The organism is Streptomyces atratus (assembly GCF_040655115.1).
GTDB classification, from domain to species: domain Bacteria; phylum Actinomycetota; class Actinomycetes; order Streptomycetales; family Streptomycetaceae; genus Streptomyces; species Streptomyces atratus_D.
In genome coordinates this window covers 214490-231179 of sequence record NZ_JBFAJH010000008.1, presented here as the reverse complement: position 1 = coordinate 231179, position 16690 = coordinate 214490, and the positions used below count along the sequence as shown (strand labels likewise).

The window sequence follows — 16690 nt, the reverse complement described above, 5'->3', positions numbered from 1 at the left end:
CCGGACGCCGGGGTATCCGCGCTTCCGTGGGGTCAACTGGTTCGACACGGTCGACTTTCCCAAGGATGGCGACGGCTGCCGGTGGGATTCCACCCCGCACGACCCGGTCACCCGCGTTCGTCTGCAGGGCGTCGGGCACGTCAAGGTGCACCAGCACCGGCCCGTGGCCGGCAAGGTCAAGACCGTCTCGGTCAAGCGCGAGGGCCGCAAGTGGTTCGTCGTGCTGACCGCCGAACAGCCACAGCCCGAACCACTGCCCAAGACTGGCAGCGTGGTCGGTATCGACCTGGGCATAGTCAACTTCCTCGCCGACTCGGGCGGCGGGTTCGTAGAGAATCCCAGGCACGGACGCAGGGCTGCCGCGCAGCTCGAAGCCGCCCAGCAGGCGCTGTCCCGGTTCCCGCGCCGCAAGGCGAAGGACCGCACCGCCAACCACCGGCGGGCCGTGGAGAAGGTCGCCAGTCTGCATGGCAAGGTGCGCCGTCAGCGCCTGGATCACGCGCACAAGACCGCCCTCGCCCTGGTCCGCGCACATGACTTCATCGCGCATGAAGACCTCAAGATCCGCAACATGAGCAAGGCTCCCGCACCGAAGCCGGACCCCGACCGGCCGGGCGCCTTCCTGTGCAACGGGGCCACCGCGAAGGCCGGGCTGAACCGCTCGATCAACGATGCCGGTTGGGGGGTGTTCCTCGCGATCCTGAACGCCAAGGCTGAGAGTGCCGGGCGGGAAGTGATGGCCGTGGACCCCCGCAACACCTCCCGGCGGTGCCCCGAATGCGGGCACACCGCCAAGGAGAACCGGCCCACGCAGGAGAAGTTCCACTGCGTCTCGTGCGGCCACAGCGCGCACGCGGACACAGTCGGGGCTCTCAATGTTCTACGGGCCGGGCTGGTCCGTCGCGAAGCCCAACCGGCATAGCGAGAAGCCCCCTCAATTTATGAGGGGGAGGAGTCACGCGTCCGACCACGCATCCGACCATTCGAAGATCCGCCGCCCGTAGACACCCGGACCGCAGGCGCCGCTGGGCCGCCGCGCTCGGCGTCACCGCGCTCGTCGTCACTGGGGGAGGAGGGCGCGAGCGCCCCGGACACCCGCGAGTCCGCCGCCGCCTCATACATCGCCCTGCCCTGGCTGATGGCCGCGGTCCTGCTGGTGATCGTCGGCGGGGGCACGGGGATGTGGATACGGGCCCGTCGGAGCCGTATCCGTACGGCCCGGGACGACAGTGGGCCGCCCGCTGTGCGGCGGGGCCGCCGGGATCGGGGACAATGGGCGCCATGAGCGCTCGACCGAACCCAGAAGCTGCTGCGCAGCAGGCTGAGAACAACGCCCCCCACCGGGCCGGCTTCGCCTGCTTCGTGGGCCGCCCCAACGCGGGCAAGTCCACCCTTACGAACGCTCTGGTCGGCCAGAAGGTGGCGATCACCTCCAACCGGCCTCAGACGACCCGCCACACGGTGCGCGGCATCGTGCACCGCGACGACGCACAGCTGATCCTGGTCGACACCCCGGGCCTCCACAAGCCGCGCACGCTGCTCGGCGAGCGGCTGAACGACGTCGTGCGGACCACCTGGGCCGAGGTCGATGTCATCGGTTTCTGCCTGCCCGCCGACCAGAAGCTCGGCCCTGGCGACAAGTACATCGTCAAGGAACTCGCGGGCATCAAGAAGACCCCGAAGATCGCGATCATCACCAAGACCGACCTGGTCGACTCCAAGCAGCTCGCCGAACAGCTGATCGCCGTCTCCGGCCTCGGCGAGGAGCTCGGCTTCGAATGGGCGGAGATCATTCCGGTCTCCGCGGTGAAGGACAGCCAGGTCGGCCTTCTCGCCGACCTGATCGCGCCGCTGCTCCCCGAGAGCCCGGCGCTCTACCCGGAGGGCGACCTCACCGACGAGCCCGAGATGGTGATGGTCGCGGAGCTGATCCGGGAGGCCGCGCTCGAAGGCGTACGTGACGAGCTGCCGCACTCGATCGCGGTCGTCGTCGAAGAGATGCTGCCGCGCGAGGACCGGCCCGCGGACAAGCCGCTGCTCGACATCCACGCGAACGTGTACATCGAGCGGCCCAGCCAGAAGGGCATCATCATCGGCCCGAAGGGCAAGCGGCTGAAAGAGGTCGGCACGAAGTCGCGCAAGCACATCGAGGCGCTGCTCGGCACGCCCGTCTTCCTGGACCTGCATGTGAAGGTCGCCAAGGACTGGCAGCGCGACCCGAAGCAACTGCGCAAGCTGGGGTTCTGAGCGCCTGCGGAGTCCGTGGGCGGGTCAGCTGTGCGTCGACCTCACGCGCCCTCCTCGAGGACGCGTGAGATCAGTGCGCGCTGGGCGTCGGTCAGGTGCGGATCCGCGCAGTGCGCGGTGCGGCCGTCGACCGTGATCCGGTACCGGAAGCCGTCCGGCACCCCGGGCGGTGGAGTGCCGCGGCCCGCCGCGAGTGCGGATTCGGCCAGGGCTTCCCACTCCGCCGCGTCGGTGAGATCCGAGGTGTCGATCTCGCGGTGGCGGGCGATGCCGGCGAAGCCGCCGGTGCGGGTGACCTGGATCCGCATGGTCCGACTCCTCTCGGGTTGTTTCCGGGGCTCTTCCCCGGACCCCGCTCCTCAATCGCCGGAGAGGCCTGTTTCTTGGCCGGGCTCCGGCGGTCGAGGACAGGAACCGTGACCGGGCCTACGCGGACGGCACGCCCACCTCCGACCATGCCTTCCGTACCGCCTCCAGTTCGTCGCCCTCCCCGAAGCGGGCCCCTGCCGCCTCGACCGTCAGCCGGGCGAAGTCCGTGAACTCCGCGTCCGCGGCCAGGCGGCGGCCCGTGAGGACGTCGAACCAGAGCTGTCCCGCCCGCTCCCACGCGTTGCCGCCGAGGGCGGTGGCCAACAGGTAGAAGGCGCGGTTCGGGATGCCGGAGTTGAGGTGCACACCGCCGTTGTCGTCGGTGGTGTGGATGTAGTCCTCCATCGACGCGGGCTGCGGGTCCTTGCCGAGCACATCGTCGTCGTACGCCGTCCCGGGCGCCTTCATCGAGCGCAACGCCACGCCCCGTACCCGGGGGGCCAGCAGACCTGCGCCGATCAGCCAGTCCGCCCGGTCGGCGGTCTGGCCCAGGGAGTACTGCTTCACCAGGGAGCCGAAGACGTCCGACATGGACTCGTTGAGCGCGCCGGACTGGCCGAAATAGCTCAGGTTGGCCGTGTGCTGGGTCAGCCCGTGCGTCAGTTCGTGGGCGATCACATCGATGGCGACGGTGAAGTCGAGGAAGATCTCCCCGTCCCCGTCGCCGAAGACCATCTGCTCACCGTCGAAGAAGGCGTTGTTGTACTTCTCGTCGTAGTGGACGGAACCGATCAGCGGCAGCCCGTTGCCGTCGATCGAATGACGGCCGTACGCCGTGAGCAGCAGTTCGAAGGTGGCGCCGAGTCCCGCGTACGCGCGGTTGACGCTCGCGTCCCTCGTCGGCTCCTCGCCCTCGCCGCGGACCTTGAAGCCCGGCAGCTGCGTGCTGTGGCGGCAGTCGTAGAGCGTGCGCTCGGGTTTGTCGGACAGCCGGCCCGGCGTCGCGGGGCCGGGTGCGGGGGTCACGAGGGTGGCCATCTGGCGGCGGGTGCGCCGGGCGGCGTCGCCCTCCAGGGTGCGGCGGGCCGGACCGGCCAGATCGGGGTCGTCGGCCTGTGACAGCTTGTCGAGTACGTGGGGCGGCACGATCGTGCAGAAGACGGGATGGAACCCGTGCTGAGGTCGAGGCTGCATGAGTTCGACTGTGGCACTGCGTTGTCGTTCTGTCACTGTTTGCCATCAGGATTGGACAAATGGAGTGATCGGTCACTGTTTACCCGTTACCGAGGTCCGGTCCCGCATACTGATACGCGACCGACGTCTCAGGCGCCTCTCGGTTAATCTCGTCGCATCATGCGTTTCGGGCTGCTTCTTCTTAGCTGCCGCGGCGAGGGCCTGTAGTCGTAGGCCGACCCCCTCCCCGCGGAGTCTGGTGTTGCAGCGACACAGTCGGCCGTCCCACCGCTGGACCCCGAGGAGCCGTACGTCATGACTGCCGCGAATCCCGCTCAGAGCCCCGCCGAGAACGCCGTCGGCCGCCCCACGCCGATCACCAACGCCACTCAGCTGCAGAAGCCGTCCGGGATGCCGGTCCACAAGTACGGCCGGTACGAGGCCGTCGAGATCCCCGACCGCACCTGGCCCGACAATCGGATCACTGTGGCGCCCCGCTGGCTCTCCACCGACCTGCGCGACGGCAACCAGGCACTGATCGACCCGATGTCGCCGGCCCGCAAGCGCGAGATGTTCGACCTGCTCGTCCGCATGGGGTACAAGGAGATCGAGGTCGGCTTCCCGTCCTCCGGCGAGACCGACTTCGCGTTCGTGCGCTCCATCATCGAAGAGGGCGCGATCCCCGAGGACGTGACGATCTCCGTCCTGACCCAGGCCCGCGAGGAGCTGATCGAGCGAACTGTCGAATCACTGGTCGGTGCGCGGCGCGCCACGGTGCACCTGTACAACGCCACCGCCCCCACCTTCCGCCGCGTGGTCTTCCGCGGTTCGAAGGAGCAGGTCAAGCAGATCGCGGTGGACGGCACCCGACTGGTCATGGAGTACGCGGAGAAGATCCTCGGCGACGAGACGATCTTCGGCTACCAGTACAGCCCGGAGATCTTCACCGACACCGAACTGGACTTCGCCCTGGAGGTCTGCGAGGCCGTCTGTGACGTCTGGCAGCCCGAGGAGGGTCGCGAGATCATCCTCAACCTGCCCGCCACCGTGGAGCGTTCGACGCCGTCCACGCACGCGGACCGGTTCGAGTGGATGTCGCGCAACCTGTCGCGCCGCGAGCACGTCTGTCTGTCGGTCCACCCGCACAACGACCGCGGCACCGCCGTCGCCGCCGCCGAACTGGCGATCATGGCCGGTGCCGACCGGATCGAAGGCTGCCTGTTCGGCCAGGGCGAGCGCACCGGCAACGTCGACCTGGTGACGCTGGGCATGAACCTGTTCTCGCAGGGCGTCGACCCGCAGATCGACTTCTCGCAGATCGACGAGATCCGCCGGACCAGCGAGTACTGCAACCAGATGGAGGTCCACCCGCGCCACCCCTACGCGGGCGACCTGGTCTACACCGCCTTCTCCGGCTCCCACCAGGACGCCATCAAGAAGGGCTTCGACGCCATGGAGGCCGACGCGGCCGCCCAGGGCAAGACCGTCGACGACATCGAGTGGGCGGTGCCGTACCTGCCGATCGACCCGAAGGACGTCGGCCGCTCGTACGAGGCGGTCATCCGGGTCAACTCGCAGTCGGGCAAGGGCGGAATCGCCTACGTCCTGAAGAACGACCACAAGCTGGACCTGCCGCGCCGGATGCAGATCGAGTTCTCCCGGATCATTCAGGCCAAGACCGATGCCGAGGGCGGCGAGGTCACCCCGACACAGATCTGGTCAACGTTCCAGGACGAGTACCTGCCCAACCCGGAGAACGCTGCGGCTCAATGGGGTCGCGTACAGATCCGCTCCGGTCAGACCACGACCGGTTCCGACGGCCAGGACACGATCACCGTCGACGCGACCGTGGACGGCACGGACACCGTGCTGACCGGTACCGGCAACGGTCCGATCTCCGCGTTCTTCGAAGCGCTGCAGGCCATCGGCATCGATGCCCGTCTGCTGGACTACACCGAGCACACGATGAGCGAGGGCGCGAGCGCCCAGGCCGCCTCGTACATCGAGTGCGCGATCGACGGAAAGGTCCTGTGGGGCATCGGTATCGACGCCAACACCACGCGGGCCTCGCTGAAGGCGGTCGTCTCCGCGGTCAACCGCGCGACCCGCTGACCCCGCGCCCGAAAGGGCGTAGAACCGCACGCCGACGGACCCCGCCCACCCGATCCGGGGGGCGGGGTTCGGCCATCTCCCGACGGTTGTGACGAGCGAGATGCTGACGTCGCAACACGACTGTGGTTAACATCACGTCAACACGGCAATGTTGCCGGAGGGGGCACCTCCCGTGCCCTTAGGGCTACGGGGGAGTTACGGAGGTGTGCGACGTGGGGTCAGCCCTGGGACAACGCGCCATAAAACTGCGCATCTGCGGCATCCGTACCATCTGGGACCCCGTCGGTGACGGTGAGTTCTTCTGCCCCGGCTGCGGCGGCGACCGCAACTACGGCCGTCTCATCGGCCGTCGCCGCTTCGCCGTGCTCGGCGTGCCACTGCTGCGCCGCGGCACCGTGGGCCCCGTCGTCGAATGTGCCGCCTGCCGGACCCACTACGACACCGACGCACTCGACCACCCCACCACCACCCGGTTCTCCGCGATGCTCCGGGACGCCGTTCACATCGTCGCGCTCGGCATCCTCGCCGCCGGTGGCACCGCCTCCCGTACCGCGTTGGAAATGGCGGCGGCCACCGTGCGCGGCGCCGGCTTCGACGACTGCACCGAGGACCAACTCTCCACCGTCGTCGAGGTCCTCGCCGCCGACATCGGACACGGTTCCGCGTTCGACGCCGCCGCCGAGGCGTGCGGCGCCGCCCTCGCCATCGAGCTCCACGAGGCGTTGGAACCCCTCGCTCCGCACCTGGCGCCCGCCGGACGCGAATCGATCCTCCTGCAGGGCGCCAGGATCGCGCTCGCCGACGGCCCGTACAGCCAGGCGGAACGCGAGGTGCTGACCACGGTCGGCGCCGCGCTGCAGCTCTGCCCGGACGACACGGCCCGACTGCTTGCCGCGGCGGCGCGCACCCCCTCGTGACATACACCGCTCCGCACCGCGCCCGTACTCCCGCGGGAGTACGGGCGCCCCTTCGCCCACCCCGGCAGTAGCCGCGAAGTCGGTCCCCGGCGCGACGAATCGGCCCCCGACGGCCGGGAGTCTGGACAAGTACCGGACAACCGGCCGAAGGGGGGCCCGTGATGAGGGCCATAACAGAAGACAGCGGCACACAGTCCCGAACGGGCAGCCGGAGGCGCATGCTGCCCTGGGCGGTCCTCGCGCTCTGGGTCGCCGTGATCGCGCTCGCCGGGCCCCTGGCGGGCAAGCTCGCGGACGTACAGACCAACCGGGCCGTCGACTACCTGCCGGCGAGCGCCGACTCCACGCAGGTGGCGAAGGTCCAGGACGCGCTGCCCGGTGGGGAGTCCACCGATCTCGTCCTCGTCTACCACCGCGACAGCGGCCTGACCGCCGCCGACCGGGCCACGGCGGACCGGCAGGCCGCCGCGGTCGCGGGCGGCCACACCCTGACCGGAACCCCCAGGGGCGTCCCCGCCAAGGACGGTACGACGCTGATGTACCCGGTCTCGTCGACCGAGCCCGGCCAGGACGACGAGGCCAGGAAGGCGTTCGTCGACGAGGTGCGCGACGTCGCGAAGGGCGGCGGCGGGCTGAGCGTCGAGGTGGGCGGCCCCGGGGCGCTGATCGTCGACTCCCAGGAGGTCTACACGTCGCTGGGCGGACCGCTGCTCTACACGACTGTCGCCGTCGTGGCGATCCTGCTGATCGTCATCTACCGCAGTCCGTTGCTGTGGCTGGTGCCGCTCGTCGTCGCGGGCGTCGCCGACGCGCTGTCCATGGCCGTCGTCTACGGGCTCAACCGGGGCTTCGACGTCACCGTCACCGGCCAGAGCTCCGCCGTGATGACCATCCTCGTCTTCGGCGCGGGCACCGACTACGCGCTGCTGCTCGTCTCCCGCTACCGCGAGGAACTGAGCCGCGCCGCACGGCCGTACGACGCCATGGCCGCCGCCCTGCGCGGCTGCGGACCCGCTGTCCTCGCCTCCTCCGGCACCGTCGCCGCGGGCCTCCTGTGCCTGCTCGCCGCCGACCTCACCAGCAGCCGCGGCATGGGCCCCATCGCCGCCGTCGGCGTGCTGTGTGCGCTGCTGGCCATGCTGACGCTGCTGCCCGCGCTCCTTGTCCTGCTCGGCCGCCGGGTGTTCTGGCCGCTCGTCCCCGCCTACGGCAGCACCCCCGGACAACGGCGTTCCCTGTTCGGCGCGATGGGCAGCTCGGCCGGACGCCGGCCCGTCGCCGTGCTCGCCTGCGGCGGTGTGCTGCTGGGGGCGCTGGCGCTCGGCGCGTTGAACATGCCCGGAAACCTGAAGCAGGAGGACTCCTTCACCAGCAAACCGGACTCGATCTCCGCGATGGAGACACTCGCCGCCGCCTACCCCGAGCAGTCCACCCGGCCGATCACCGTGATCGCCCCCACCGACCGGGTGGCCGAGACCATGGCGAAGGCCCGCGCCACCGACGGGGTCGCCGCCGTCGAACGCGGCCGCAGCGGCGGCGGCTGGACCGAACTCTCCGTCGCCGCGACCGACGCCCCCGAGTCCGCGGGCGAACAGGCCGCCATCAAGGCCCTGCGCGACGGACTGGACGGCAGCCATGTCGGCGGTCCCAGCGCCCAGCAGATGGACCTGGAGGCGGCCGACGCCCGGGACCTGAAGATCGTCGTCCCGCTCGTCCTCCTCTCCGTCCTGCTGATCCTGATCGCCCTGCTGCGCAGCCTCGTCGCCCCGCTGCTGCTCGTCGCCGCCGTCGTCGCCGTCTGGGGCGCCGCCCTCGGCATCGGCGGGCTGGTCTTCGAACCGGTCCTCGGACTGAAAGGCACCGACCCCGGACTGCCGCTGCTCTCCTTCGTCTTCCTGGTGGCGCTCGGCGTCGACTACGGCATCTTCCTGATGCACCGGGTCCGCGAGGAGGCGCTCTCCGGCGCCGAACCGACCGCTGCCGCACTCACCGCCCTGCGCACCACCGGCGGTGTGATCGCCTCGGCCGGACTGGTGCTCGCGGCCACCTTCGCCGTCCTGACGAACATGCCGATGGTCAGCCTGGTCGAGATGGGCTTCGTCATCGCGGTCGGTGTCCTCCTCGACACCTTCCTCGTCCGCACCTACCTGGTGACCTCGGCGAGCGTGGCGCTCCAGCGCACCATCTGGTGGCCGGGGAAGCTCAGCCGGACGCCCGCCGCCCCTGGGCCGCGCGAGCCCGAACTCGTACGGAACCGGTGACGGTGCCCGTGCGCGTACCGGAGGATGGCGGCGTGTCCCGATCCACGCGCCGGCGCGAACGCATCCTGGCGGTCGTCAACCGCGACCCCCTGCAGGCACCGCACAAGACGCGCACCGACGCCCTCGTCGCGGGGGGCGCCGGTGCGCTCTCCGTCGTCCTCACCCTCACCACCGACCAGGCGCGGACACCCGACGCGCTCGGCTGGGTGCTGCTGATCGCGAGCGCCGTACCGATCGTGTGGCGGCGGCGCAATCCCCTGCTCGCCCTGCTCGCCATGATCCCGGTCCTGGTGCCGTACCACGCGCTCGACAACGCGCACTCGGCACCGATGCCGCAGACCTGGATAGCCCTCTACACGGTGGCGGTGACCGGACGGCCGCTGCGCACCCTGATGACCGGGATCGGTGTGCTCTCCGTCATGGTGACGGTGGTGCTCACCATCAACACCCATGAAGGCATGCAGCTGCTGCGGATCTCCGGGTGGATCATCGCCGTGCTGTTCTGCGGCGTCGATGTGCGCATCTACCGCCAGTACGTCGCCTCCGTGCTGGAGCGCGCCGAACGCGCCGAACGGACCCGCGAGGAGGAAGCCCGGCGCCGGGTCGCCGAGGAGCGGCTGCGGATCGCCCGCGACCTGCACGACCTGCTGGCCCACAGCATCACGCTGATCGGCGTCCAGACCTCGGTGGCCTCGCACATCCTGACCGTCGACCCGGACCGGCTCGACCGGCAGGCGGTCGCCCGGTCGCTGGAGGACATCGCCGACACCTGCCGGGAGGCGCGCGCCGAGCTGCGCACCACCCTGCAGGTGCTGCGCGGCGACGGGCACGAGGCGGACGGACCGCTGCCGGACCTGGCGGCGCTGCCCGGTCTCGTACGGGCCGCGGAGGCCGCCGGGGCCCAGGTCGACCTGGCCGTCCGCACACCGGGCAGCAGGGTGGCCCCGGCGACCGGCGCGGCCGCGTACCGGATCGTGCAGGAGTCGCTGACCAACGCGCTGCGCCATGCCGGGCCGGAGGTACGGATCACGGTGGCCGTCGAACCGGACGGCCGCGGGGCACTGAGCGTCAAGGTCACCGACGACGGCGCAGGACCCCGGGGGAACGGCTCGGCACCGGGGTTCGGCATAGTCGGGATGCGCGAACGCGCACGCAGCACCGGCGGCACGCTGACGGTCGGGCCGGGCCCGGCCGGAGGCTTCGAGGTCGCGGCGGTGCTGCCCTGCCACGAGGGGGAGACCGCGCCGTGATCCGTGTACTGCTCGCCGACGACCAGACCCTTGTCCGGGTGGCGTTCGCGATGCTCGTCGAGTCGGCGTCCGACATGGAGGTCGTGGCACAGGCGGGCACAGGCCTCGAAGCGGTCGGCCTGGCCCGCACGCACCGGCCCGACATCGTCGTCATGGACATCCGCATGCCGGAACTCGACGGCATCGAGGCGACCCGGCTGATCGCCGCCGACGGGGAGCTCGCCGGGGTGAAGGTGCTCGTGCTGACCACGTACGACACCGACGAGCATGTCGTCGAGGCGCTGCGCGCGGGCGCCTCGGGCTTCCTGGTCAAGGACACCCGGCCCGCCGAACTCCTCGCCGGGATCAGAACGGTGTCGGCGGGCGAGGCCCTGCTCTCGCCCGGCCCGACCGCCCGGCTGATCTCCCGCGTGCTGCGCCGGCCCGAGCTGCCGTTCCGGGACGCTCCGGGCGCTCCGGGCGGCCCGGACTGCCTCTCGGACCGGGAACGGCAGGTGCTCGGCCTGGTCGCGCGCGGACTCAACAACACCGAGATCGCAGAGACCCTGGGTCTCAGCCCGCTCACCGCCAAGACCCACGTCAGCCGGATCATGGGCAAGCTGGGCGCCCGGGACCGGGCGCAGCTGGTCATCGTGGCGTACGAGTCGGGGCTCGCGGTGCCGGCCGGCGGCGCGGCCGACGGAAGCTGAACCGGGGAGCCCCCGGGACAGCCGGGGGGCGGTCTTCGGAGGCGGGCACGCTCCGGTGGCTGCGTACAGGACAATGGACGCATGAGCTTGTTCCGGGATGACGGCGTGGTGCTGCGCACGCAGAAACTGGGCGAGGCCGACCGGATCATCACGATCCTGACCCGCGGCCACGGCCGGGTGCGGGCCGTCGCACGCGGGGTGCGGCGTACGAAGTCCAAGTTCGGCGCTCGCCTCGAACCGTTCTCCCATGTGGACGTGCAGTTCTTCGCCCGGGGCAGCGAGCTGATCGGCCGCGGACTGCCTCTGTGCACCCAGGGCGAGACGATCGCACCGTACGGGGGCGGCATCGTCACCGACTACGCCCGGTACACCGCGGGCACCGCGATGCTGGAGACCGCCGAGCGCTTCACCGACCACGAGGGCGAGCCCGCGGTCCAGCAGTACCTGCTGCTCGTCGGAGGGCTCCGCACCCTCGCCCGCGGCGAGCACGCCCCGAACCTGATCCTCGACGCCTTCCTGCTGCGGTCCCTCGCGGTCAACGGCTACGCACCCAGCTTCGAGGACTGCGCGAGGTGCGGAATGCCCGGTCCGAACCGGTTCTTCTCCGTCGCGGCGGGCGGTGTCATATGCGGCGACTGCCGGGTGCCCGGCAGCGTCGTACCCTCAGCTGAGGCCGTCGCCCTGCTGAGCGCGCTGCTCACCGGTGACTGGGAGACGGCGGACGCGTGCGAGGCGCGGCATGTCAGGGAGGGGAGCGGGCTGGTGTCCGCCTATCTGCACTGGCATCTGGAGCGCGGACTGCGCTCCCTGCGATACGTAGAGAAGTAACACAGGCACAGCACGGCACAGGCACAACAGGCACAGGGAGACGAGACAGCTCATGGCAGTACGCGGGATGCTCGGTGGCCGTAACCGGCGCACATACAAGACCCCCGAGCCGCACCCCTCGGGCGCCACGCCCCCGAAGATCCCCGGCGAGCTGGTGCCCAAGCACGTCGCCGTCGTGATGGACGGGAACGGCCGCTGGGCCAAGGAGCGGGGTCTCCCGCGCACCGAGGGCCACAAGGTCGGCGAGGGCGTCGTCATGGACGTCCTCAAGGGCTGCATCGAGATGGGCGTCAAGAACCTCTCGCTGTACGCGTTCTCCACCGAGAACTGGAAGCGCTCCCCGGAGGAAGTGAAGTTCCTGATGAACTTCAACCGGGACGTCATCCGCCGCCGCCGCGACGAGATGGACGAACTGGGCATCCGCATCCGCTGGGTGGGCCGGATGCCGAAGCTGTGGAAGTCCGTCGTCCAGGAGCTCCAGGTCGCCCAGGAGCAGACCGAGGACAACGACAGGATGACGCTGTACTTCTGCGTCAACTACGGCGGCCGGGCCGAGATCGCCGACGCCGCGCAGCGCATCGCGGAGGACGTCGCGGCCGGAAAGCTGGACCCTGCGAAGGTCAACGAGAAGACCTTCGCGAAGTACACCTACTACCCGGACATGCCGGACGTGGACCTCTTCGTCCGCCCCAGCGGCGAGCAGCGCACCTCCAACTACCTGATCTGGCAGAGCGCGTACGCCGAGATGGTCTTCCAGGACGTGTTGTGGCCGGACTTCGACCGCCGTGACCTGTGGCGGGCCTGCCTGGAGTACGCCCAGCGCGACCGGCGCTTCGGGGGCGCGATCTCCAACGAGGAACTCCGCGCCATGCGGGGCAAGGACGCCGGGCCCGACACGGCTGTCTGACCCCGGGGGAACGAGCGGACCGAGGCACCCCGGGTGCCTCGGTCCGCTCGCTCCGTACGCCGACGGGGTCTTCCACCGTCATCACACGGTTGTGCGGACGAAGGTCTCAGGCGACGGACCGCGTGCCGTCCACCATCGGGCTCACGCCGAAGATGCTGACCGCCTGGTAGTACGTCCACGCCGTCGAGTCGCAGGCCGCCTTCGTCGCGCCGGAGTATTTCGCGCAGACTCGCTTCAGATCCGCGTAGAAGGCAGAGTCCAGGCGGGACTTGTTGGCGCTGAACGTACCCATGGCCTTGTAGTTGCGGTAGCCGAAGTCATGGCGCGCGCACGCGGTCGAGAACGGGAAGCCGAACGGGTTGTCGGGCGAGGACGAGCAGTAGTCCGTGGACCAGTCGAAGCCGTAGGCCGACCAGGCGCCCTGGTTGTTCCGTGCCGAGAGCCACGCGTTGTAGCTCGTCACGGACTCCTGGGTCCAACTGCTCAGGACCTGCGGCTTGTCGGCCGGTGCCGCAGCGGCGGGAGTGGCCATCATCAGGGACGCGGCGACGGCGAGCACGGCTGAGACGAGCGGAAGGGTCAGACGTCTGCGCATGGCGGAACAACCTCCGGACGAGTATGGGGGAAGACACTCCGTACCGAGGTGGCAGGGAGCGTCCACAGCGTCAAAGACACGGCTGTCGCACGGGTCTACGCGCGATGACCGCCGTGGGAATAGTTCCGCACATCCCGGCCGTGGCAAACCCCTTTCACACCGAACTCTCAATACAGGGCGGGCAGTTGACGTGGTCCGTCCCTAGTTGACTGGTCTGTTCCCCCTCATGGGCGGGAGCCCCGACGCCTCGCGAGGCGCGGTCCGCGCGCCGGCGGGCCGGTAGGGGCCGCGCCCCCGAAGGTCCGGCCCGTGCCGGCGACGGTCCGGACATGATCCGGACCGGAACTGACCGCGCGTCAGCGTCGCGGCGGGGCGCCACCGGAACCGGACGCCATCAGAACCGGACGTCGCCCCGCGCTTCCGCCCGGAGGCCGGTTCGTACGGGCGTGGCGCCCACGGCGATCTCGGGCGGTCGCCCGACCGCAGGCTCCGCACCGCCGAGCGGGCCGGGGCGGCCGGGTCCACCGGCCGGGGCTGCGCGGGGCCTGTACGGCTACCGGCCGGCGGCGGATTCGGCGGCCGATCCGGTGCCGGTGGGGCGCAGGCCGGCCTGGTGTGCCAGATCGAGCACCGCCCGGTCGAACACGTCGTCACGGCGTCGATGATCCGGTCGAACCGCCCGAACACCTCGAAGCTGATCAGCCCGAAGGGCCGCGCCCAGACGGCGACCAGCCGGACCGCGGCAGTCAGCGGAATCGCGCGGCCGCGGTCCTGTGAGAGCCGCCGGGCGTCGGCGCAGGCCCCCTCGTCCTGCCGCCCGCTCCCGGGGAACGAGGCGAGCGCCCCCGCCGCGTCGGCCGCCTCCACGACGCCGACCAGGGCGAGAGCGAGGCGCGAGGCGGGGCCGACGGTGTCCGGCGGGCGTCGTACCCGGGGACGGGCGAGCCGTAGCTCAGGGCGTACTCGTGCGGACGGGCGAGCGCCCGGTCCCGGATCGCCCGGCAGACCGCCTTCCTGCTTCGCAGCGGATCCACCGTCCCGGCGTCCGCGAGCGCGGTCTCGGCCACAACGTCATGCTGGTGTTCCGCACCGTCTGACCCACCGGCGGCCACCACCACAACGTACGGGCGGGCGGCGCTCCTCCGAGCACCGCCCGCCCGTACCGCGTACCGCTATCCCGCTCAGCTCTCCGGCAGCGCCGCGCACTCGGCGCACGTCCCGAAGATCTCCACCGTGTGGGCCACGTTCACATAGCCGTGCTGCGAAGCGATCGTCTCCGCCCACTGCTCCACCGCGGGACCCTCGACCTCGACCGCCTTGCCGCAGACCCGGCACACCAGATGGTGGTGGTGCTCGCCGGTCGAGCAGCGCCGGTAGACGGACTCGCCGTCCGTCGTGCGCAGGACGTCCACCTCGCCCGCGTCGGCGAGGGACTGCAGGGTGCGGTAGACGGTGGTCAGTCCGACCGAGTCACCGCGGTGCTTGAGTACGTCGTGCAGCTCCTGGGCGCTGCGGAACTCGTCCACCTCGTCGAGCGCCGCCGCCACCGCGGCCCGCTGCCGGGTCGACCGGCCGCGTACCGGGGCTGCGTTCGTTCCACTGATCGGCGCCGTCACCACAGGTGCCTCCTCGCGTCGCCCGTACATGTGTCGGGCCATTGTGCCAGCCCGCCCGGGCGCCGGGGTCAGACCCGGACGCCGTTCGTGGCCGGGCGGGCAGCCGGTACTTCCGGAGTCTCCCCTTCCAGGGTGCACTCCGCCGGAGCCGCTTCGCTGCTGCGGGCGCGCCTCCTGGCCAGCGGCGTGGCGAGCAGGGTCAGTACGACGAAGACGCCGATGGCCAGCAGCACGATGGTCGCGCCGGGGGGTACGTCCTGGTAGTAGGAGGTCACGGTGCCGGTCAGGGTCACCGCCGTACCGATGACGACGGACAGCACGAACGTCACCTTGAAGGACTTCGAGATCTGCTGCGCCGCGGCGACCGGGACCACCATCAGCGCGCTGACCAGCAGCAGACCGACGACGCGCATGGCCACGGTGACGGTCACCGCCGCCGTGACCGCGATCAGCAGATTGAGTGCGCGCACCGGCAGGCCGGTGACCCGCGCGAACTCCTCGTCCTGACTGACCGCGAAAAGCTGTCGCCGCAGCCCCAGTGTCACCAGCAGCACGAAGGCGGCGAGCAGGCAGATCGCGGTGATGTCCTCGGACGAGACCGTGGAGAGGGAGCCGAAGAGATACGAGGTGAGGTTGGCGTTGGAGCCGGTGTCGGAGAGATTGATCAGCAGCACACCGCCGGCCATGCCGCCGTAGAAGAGCATGGCCAGCGCGATGTCGCCGCGCGTGCGTCCGTACCAGCGGACCAGTTCCATGACGATCGAGCCGGCGACGGCGACGGCTGTGGCCATCCAGACCGGGCTGGTGGAGAGCAGGAAGCCGAGACCGACACCGGTCATCGCGATGTGACCGATGCCGTCGCCCATCAGGGCCTGGCGGCGCTGCACGAGGTAGATGCCGACGGCGGGGGCGATGACGCCGACCAGTACGGCGGCGAGCAGGGCCCGCTGCATGAAGGGGGGCTGGAGAAATTCCATGATCAGGTCAGCAGTCCCGTCCGGACGGGCTCGGAAGCCGCATGGGGGTGTACATGGTCGTGGCCGGGCAGCGCGTGCTGGCCCACGGCCTTCGGGGGCGGCCCGTCATGCATCACACAGCCGTCGCGGAGGACGATCGCGCGGTCGATGAGGGGTTCCAGCGGGCCCAGCTCGTGCAGGACGAGCAGCACGGTGGTGCCGGCCGCGACCTGCTCGCGCAGCGTCTCGGCGAGGACCTCCTGGCTGGCCAGGTCGACGCCGGCCATGGGCTCGTCCATGATCAGCAGCTCCGGCTCGGCGGCGAGCGCCCGCGCGATCAGTACCCGCTGGTGCTGACCGCCGGAGAGCGCGCTCACCGAGTCCCCGGCCCGGTCGGCGAGGCCGACGAGCGCGATGGCGCGGTCGACGGCGGCCCGGTCCGCCCTGCGGAGCAGCCCCAGCTTCGTACGGGACAGCCGTCCGGCGGAGACGACCTCGCGGATGGTGGCGGGAACGCCGCCGGCCGCCGTGGTGCGCTGCGGTACGTAGCCGATCCGTGCCCAGCTGCGGAAGCGGCGAAGGGGCGTGCCGAACAGCTCGACCGAGCCGCCGGTGAGCGGGACCTGGCCGATGACGGACCGGACGGCGGTGGACTTGCCGGAGCCGTTGGCGCCGAGCAGGGCGGCGACTTCGCCACGATTCACGGTGAGGTCGATGCCACGCAGCACGGGCCGCGCGCCGAGGGTCGCGGTGGCCCCGCGCAGGGCTATCACGGGGTCTGGCTGGGTGCTCCCGGGCTCGGGCATGTGCGCCTCCGATGCTGCTGTGGC

General features: G+C 70.6%; 16 protein-coding genes. 9 read left to right on the top strand and 7 right to left on the bottom strand.

What is annotated here, in order from left to right; translation table 11 throughout:
- A partial coding sequence (locus AB0I23_RS13085; protein WP_359109290.1) for an RNA-guided endonuclease InsQ/TnpB family protein occupies positions 1-922 on the top strand: 922 nt, incomplete at its 5' end.
- A gap of 350 nt (positions 923-1272) precedes the next feature.
- A complete protein-coding gene (gene era, locus AB0I23_RS13080) occupies positions 1273-2247 on the top strand; it encodes a GTPase Era (RefSeq protein WP_359109289.1) in 975 nt (324 codons plus the stop codon).
- Positions 2248-2288: 41 nt separating this feature from the next.
- Here era and AB0I23_RS13075 read toward each other — a convergent pair whose 3' ends face one another.
- Positions 2289-2555, bottom strand: coding sequence for a protealysin inhibitor emfourin (locus tag AB0I23_RS13075; protein ID WP_359109288.1), 267 nt, complete (start codon positions 2553-2555; stop codon positions 2289-2291).
- A gap of 118 nt (positions 2556-2673) precedes the next feature.
- Positions 2674-3750, bottom strand: a complete 1077-nt coding sequence (locus tag AB0I23_RS13070; protein WP_359109287.1) for a M4 family metallopeptidase — start codon at positions 3748-3750, stop codon at positions 2674-2676.
- Positions 3751-4044: 294 nt separating this feature from the next.
- Between AB0I23_RS13070 and leuA the strand changes: the two genes are divergently transcribed.
- From leuA to AB0I23_RS13035, 7 genes are all read left to right on the top strand, one after another.
- On the top strand, positions 4045-5841 hold the full coding sequence (leuA, locus tag AB0I23_RS13065) for a 2-isopropylmalate synthase (RefSeq protein ID WP_359109286.1): 1797 nt from the start codon (positions 4045-4047) through the stop codon (positions 5839-5841).
- 212 nt (positions 5842-6053) lie between these two features.
- On the top strand, positions 6054-6758 hold the full coding sequence (locus AB0I23_RS13060) for a TerB family tellurite resistance protein (RefSeq protein WP_359109285.1): 705 nt from the start codon (positions 6054-6056) through the stop codon (positions 6756-6758).
- Positions 6759-6976: 218 nt separating this feature from the next.
- The gene (locus tag AB0I23_RS13055; protein WP_359109284.1) at positions 6977-9019 is read left to right on the top strand and encodes an MMPL family transporter; all 2043 of its coding nucleotides are present in this window, start codon (positions 6977-6979) and stop codon (positions 9017-9019) included.
- 32 nt (positions 9020-9051) lie between these two features.
- On the top strand, positions 9052-10269 hold the full coding sequence (locus tag AB0I23_RS13050; RefSeq protein ID WP_359109283.1) for a sensor histidine kinase: 1218 nt from the start codon (positions 9052-9054) through the stop codon (positions 10267-10269).
- A 50-nt stretch (positions 10270-10319) separates the two neighbouring features.
- Entirely contained in the window at positions 10320-10958 is a 639-nt protein-coding gene (locus AB0I23_RS13045) for a response regulator (protein WP_436846926.1), read from the top strand.
- 81 nt (positions 10959-11039) lie between these two features.
- Positions 11040-11786, top strand: coding sequence for a DNA repair protein RecO (gene recO / locus AB0I23_RS13040; protein WP_359109281.1), 747 nt, complete (start codon positions 11040-11042; stop codon positions 11784-11786).
- A gap of 52 nt (positions 11787-11838) precedes the next feature.
- A complete protein-coding gene (locus AB0I23_RS13035; protein ID WP_359109280.1) occupies positions 11839-12693 on the top strand; it encodes an isoprenyl transferase in 855 nt (284 codons plus the stop codon).
- A gap of 106 nt (positions 12694-12799) precedes the next feature.
- Here AB0I23_RS13035 and AB0I23_RS13030 read toward each other — a convergent pair whose 3' ends face one another.
- From AB0I23_RS13030 to AB0I23_RS13010, 5 genes are all read right to left on the bottom strand, one after another.
- Positions 12800-13288, bottom strand: coding sequence for a phospholipase (locus tag AB0I23_RS13030; protein WP_359109279.1), 489 nt, complete (start codon positions 13286-13288; stop codon positions 12800-12802).
- 746 nt (positions 13289-14034) lie between these two features.
- Positions 14035-14322, bottom strand: coding sequence for a TetR-like C-terminal domain-containing protein (locus AB0I23_RS13025; RefSeq protein ID WP_359109303.1), 288 nt, complete (start codon positions 14320-14322; stop codon positions 14035-14037).
- 147 nt (positions 14323-14469) lie between these two features.
- Positions 14470-14907 carry a Fur family transcriptional regulator gene (locus tag AB0I23_RS13020; protein WP_359109278.1) on the bottom strand — a complete coding sequence of 146 codons (438 nt, stop codon included), beginning with the start codon at positions 14905-14907 and terminating at the stop codon, positions 14470-14472.
- A gap of 65 nt (positions 14908-14972) precedes the next feature.
- Positions 14973-15881 (bottom strand): metal ABC transporter permease, encoded by a 909-nt coding sequence (locus AB0I23_RS13015; RefSeq protein WP_359109277.1) that lies wholly within the window; start codon positions 15879-15881, stop codon positions 14973-14975.
- 2 nt (positions 15882-15883) lie between these two features.
- A complete protein-coding gene (locus AB0I23_RS13010; RefSeq protein ID WP_359109276.1) occupies positions 15884-16666 on the bottom strand; it encodes a metal ABC transporter ATP-binding protein in 783 nt (260 codons plus the stop codon).
- Positions 16667-16690 lie beyond the last annotated feature (24 nt).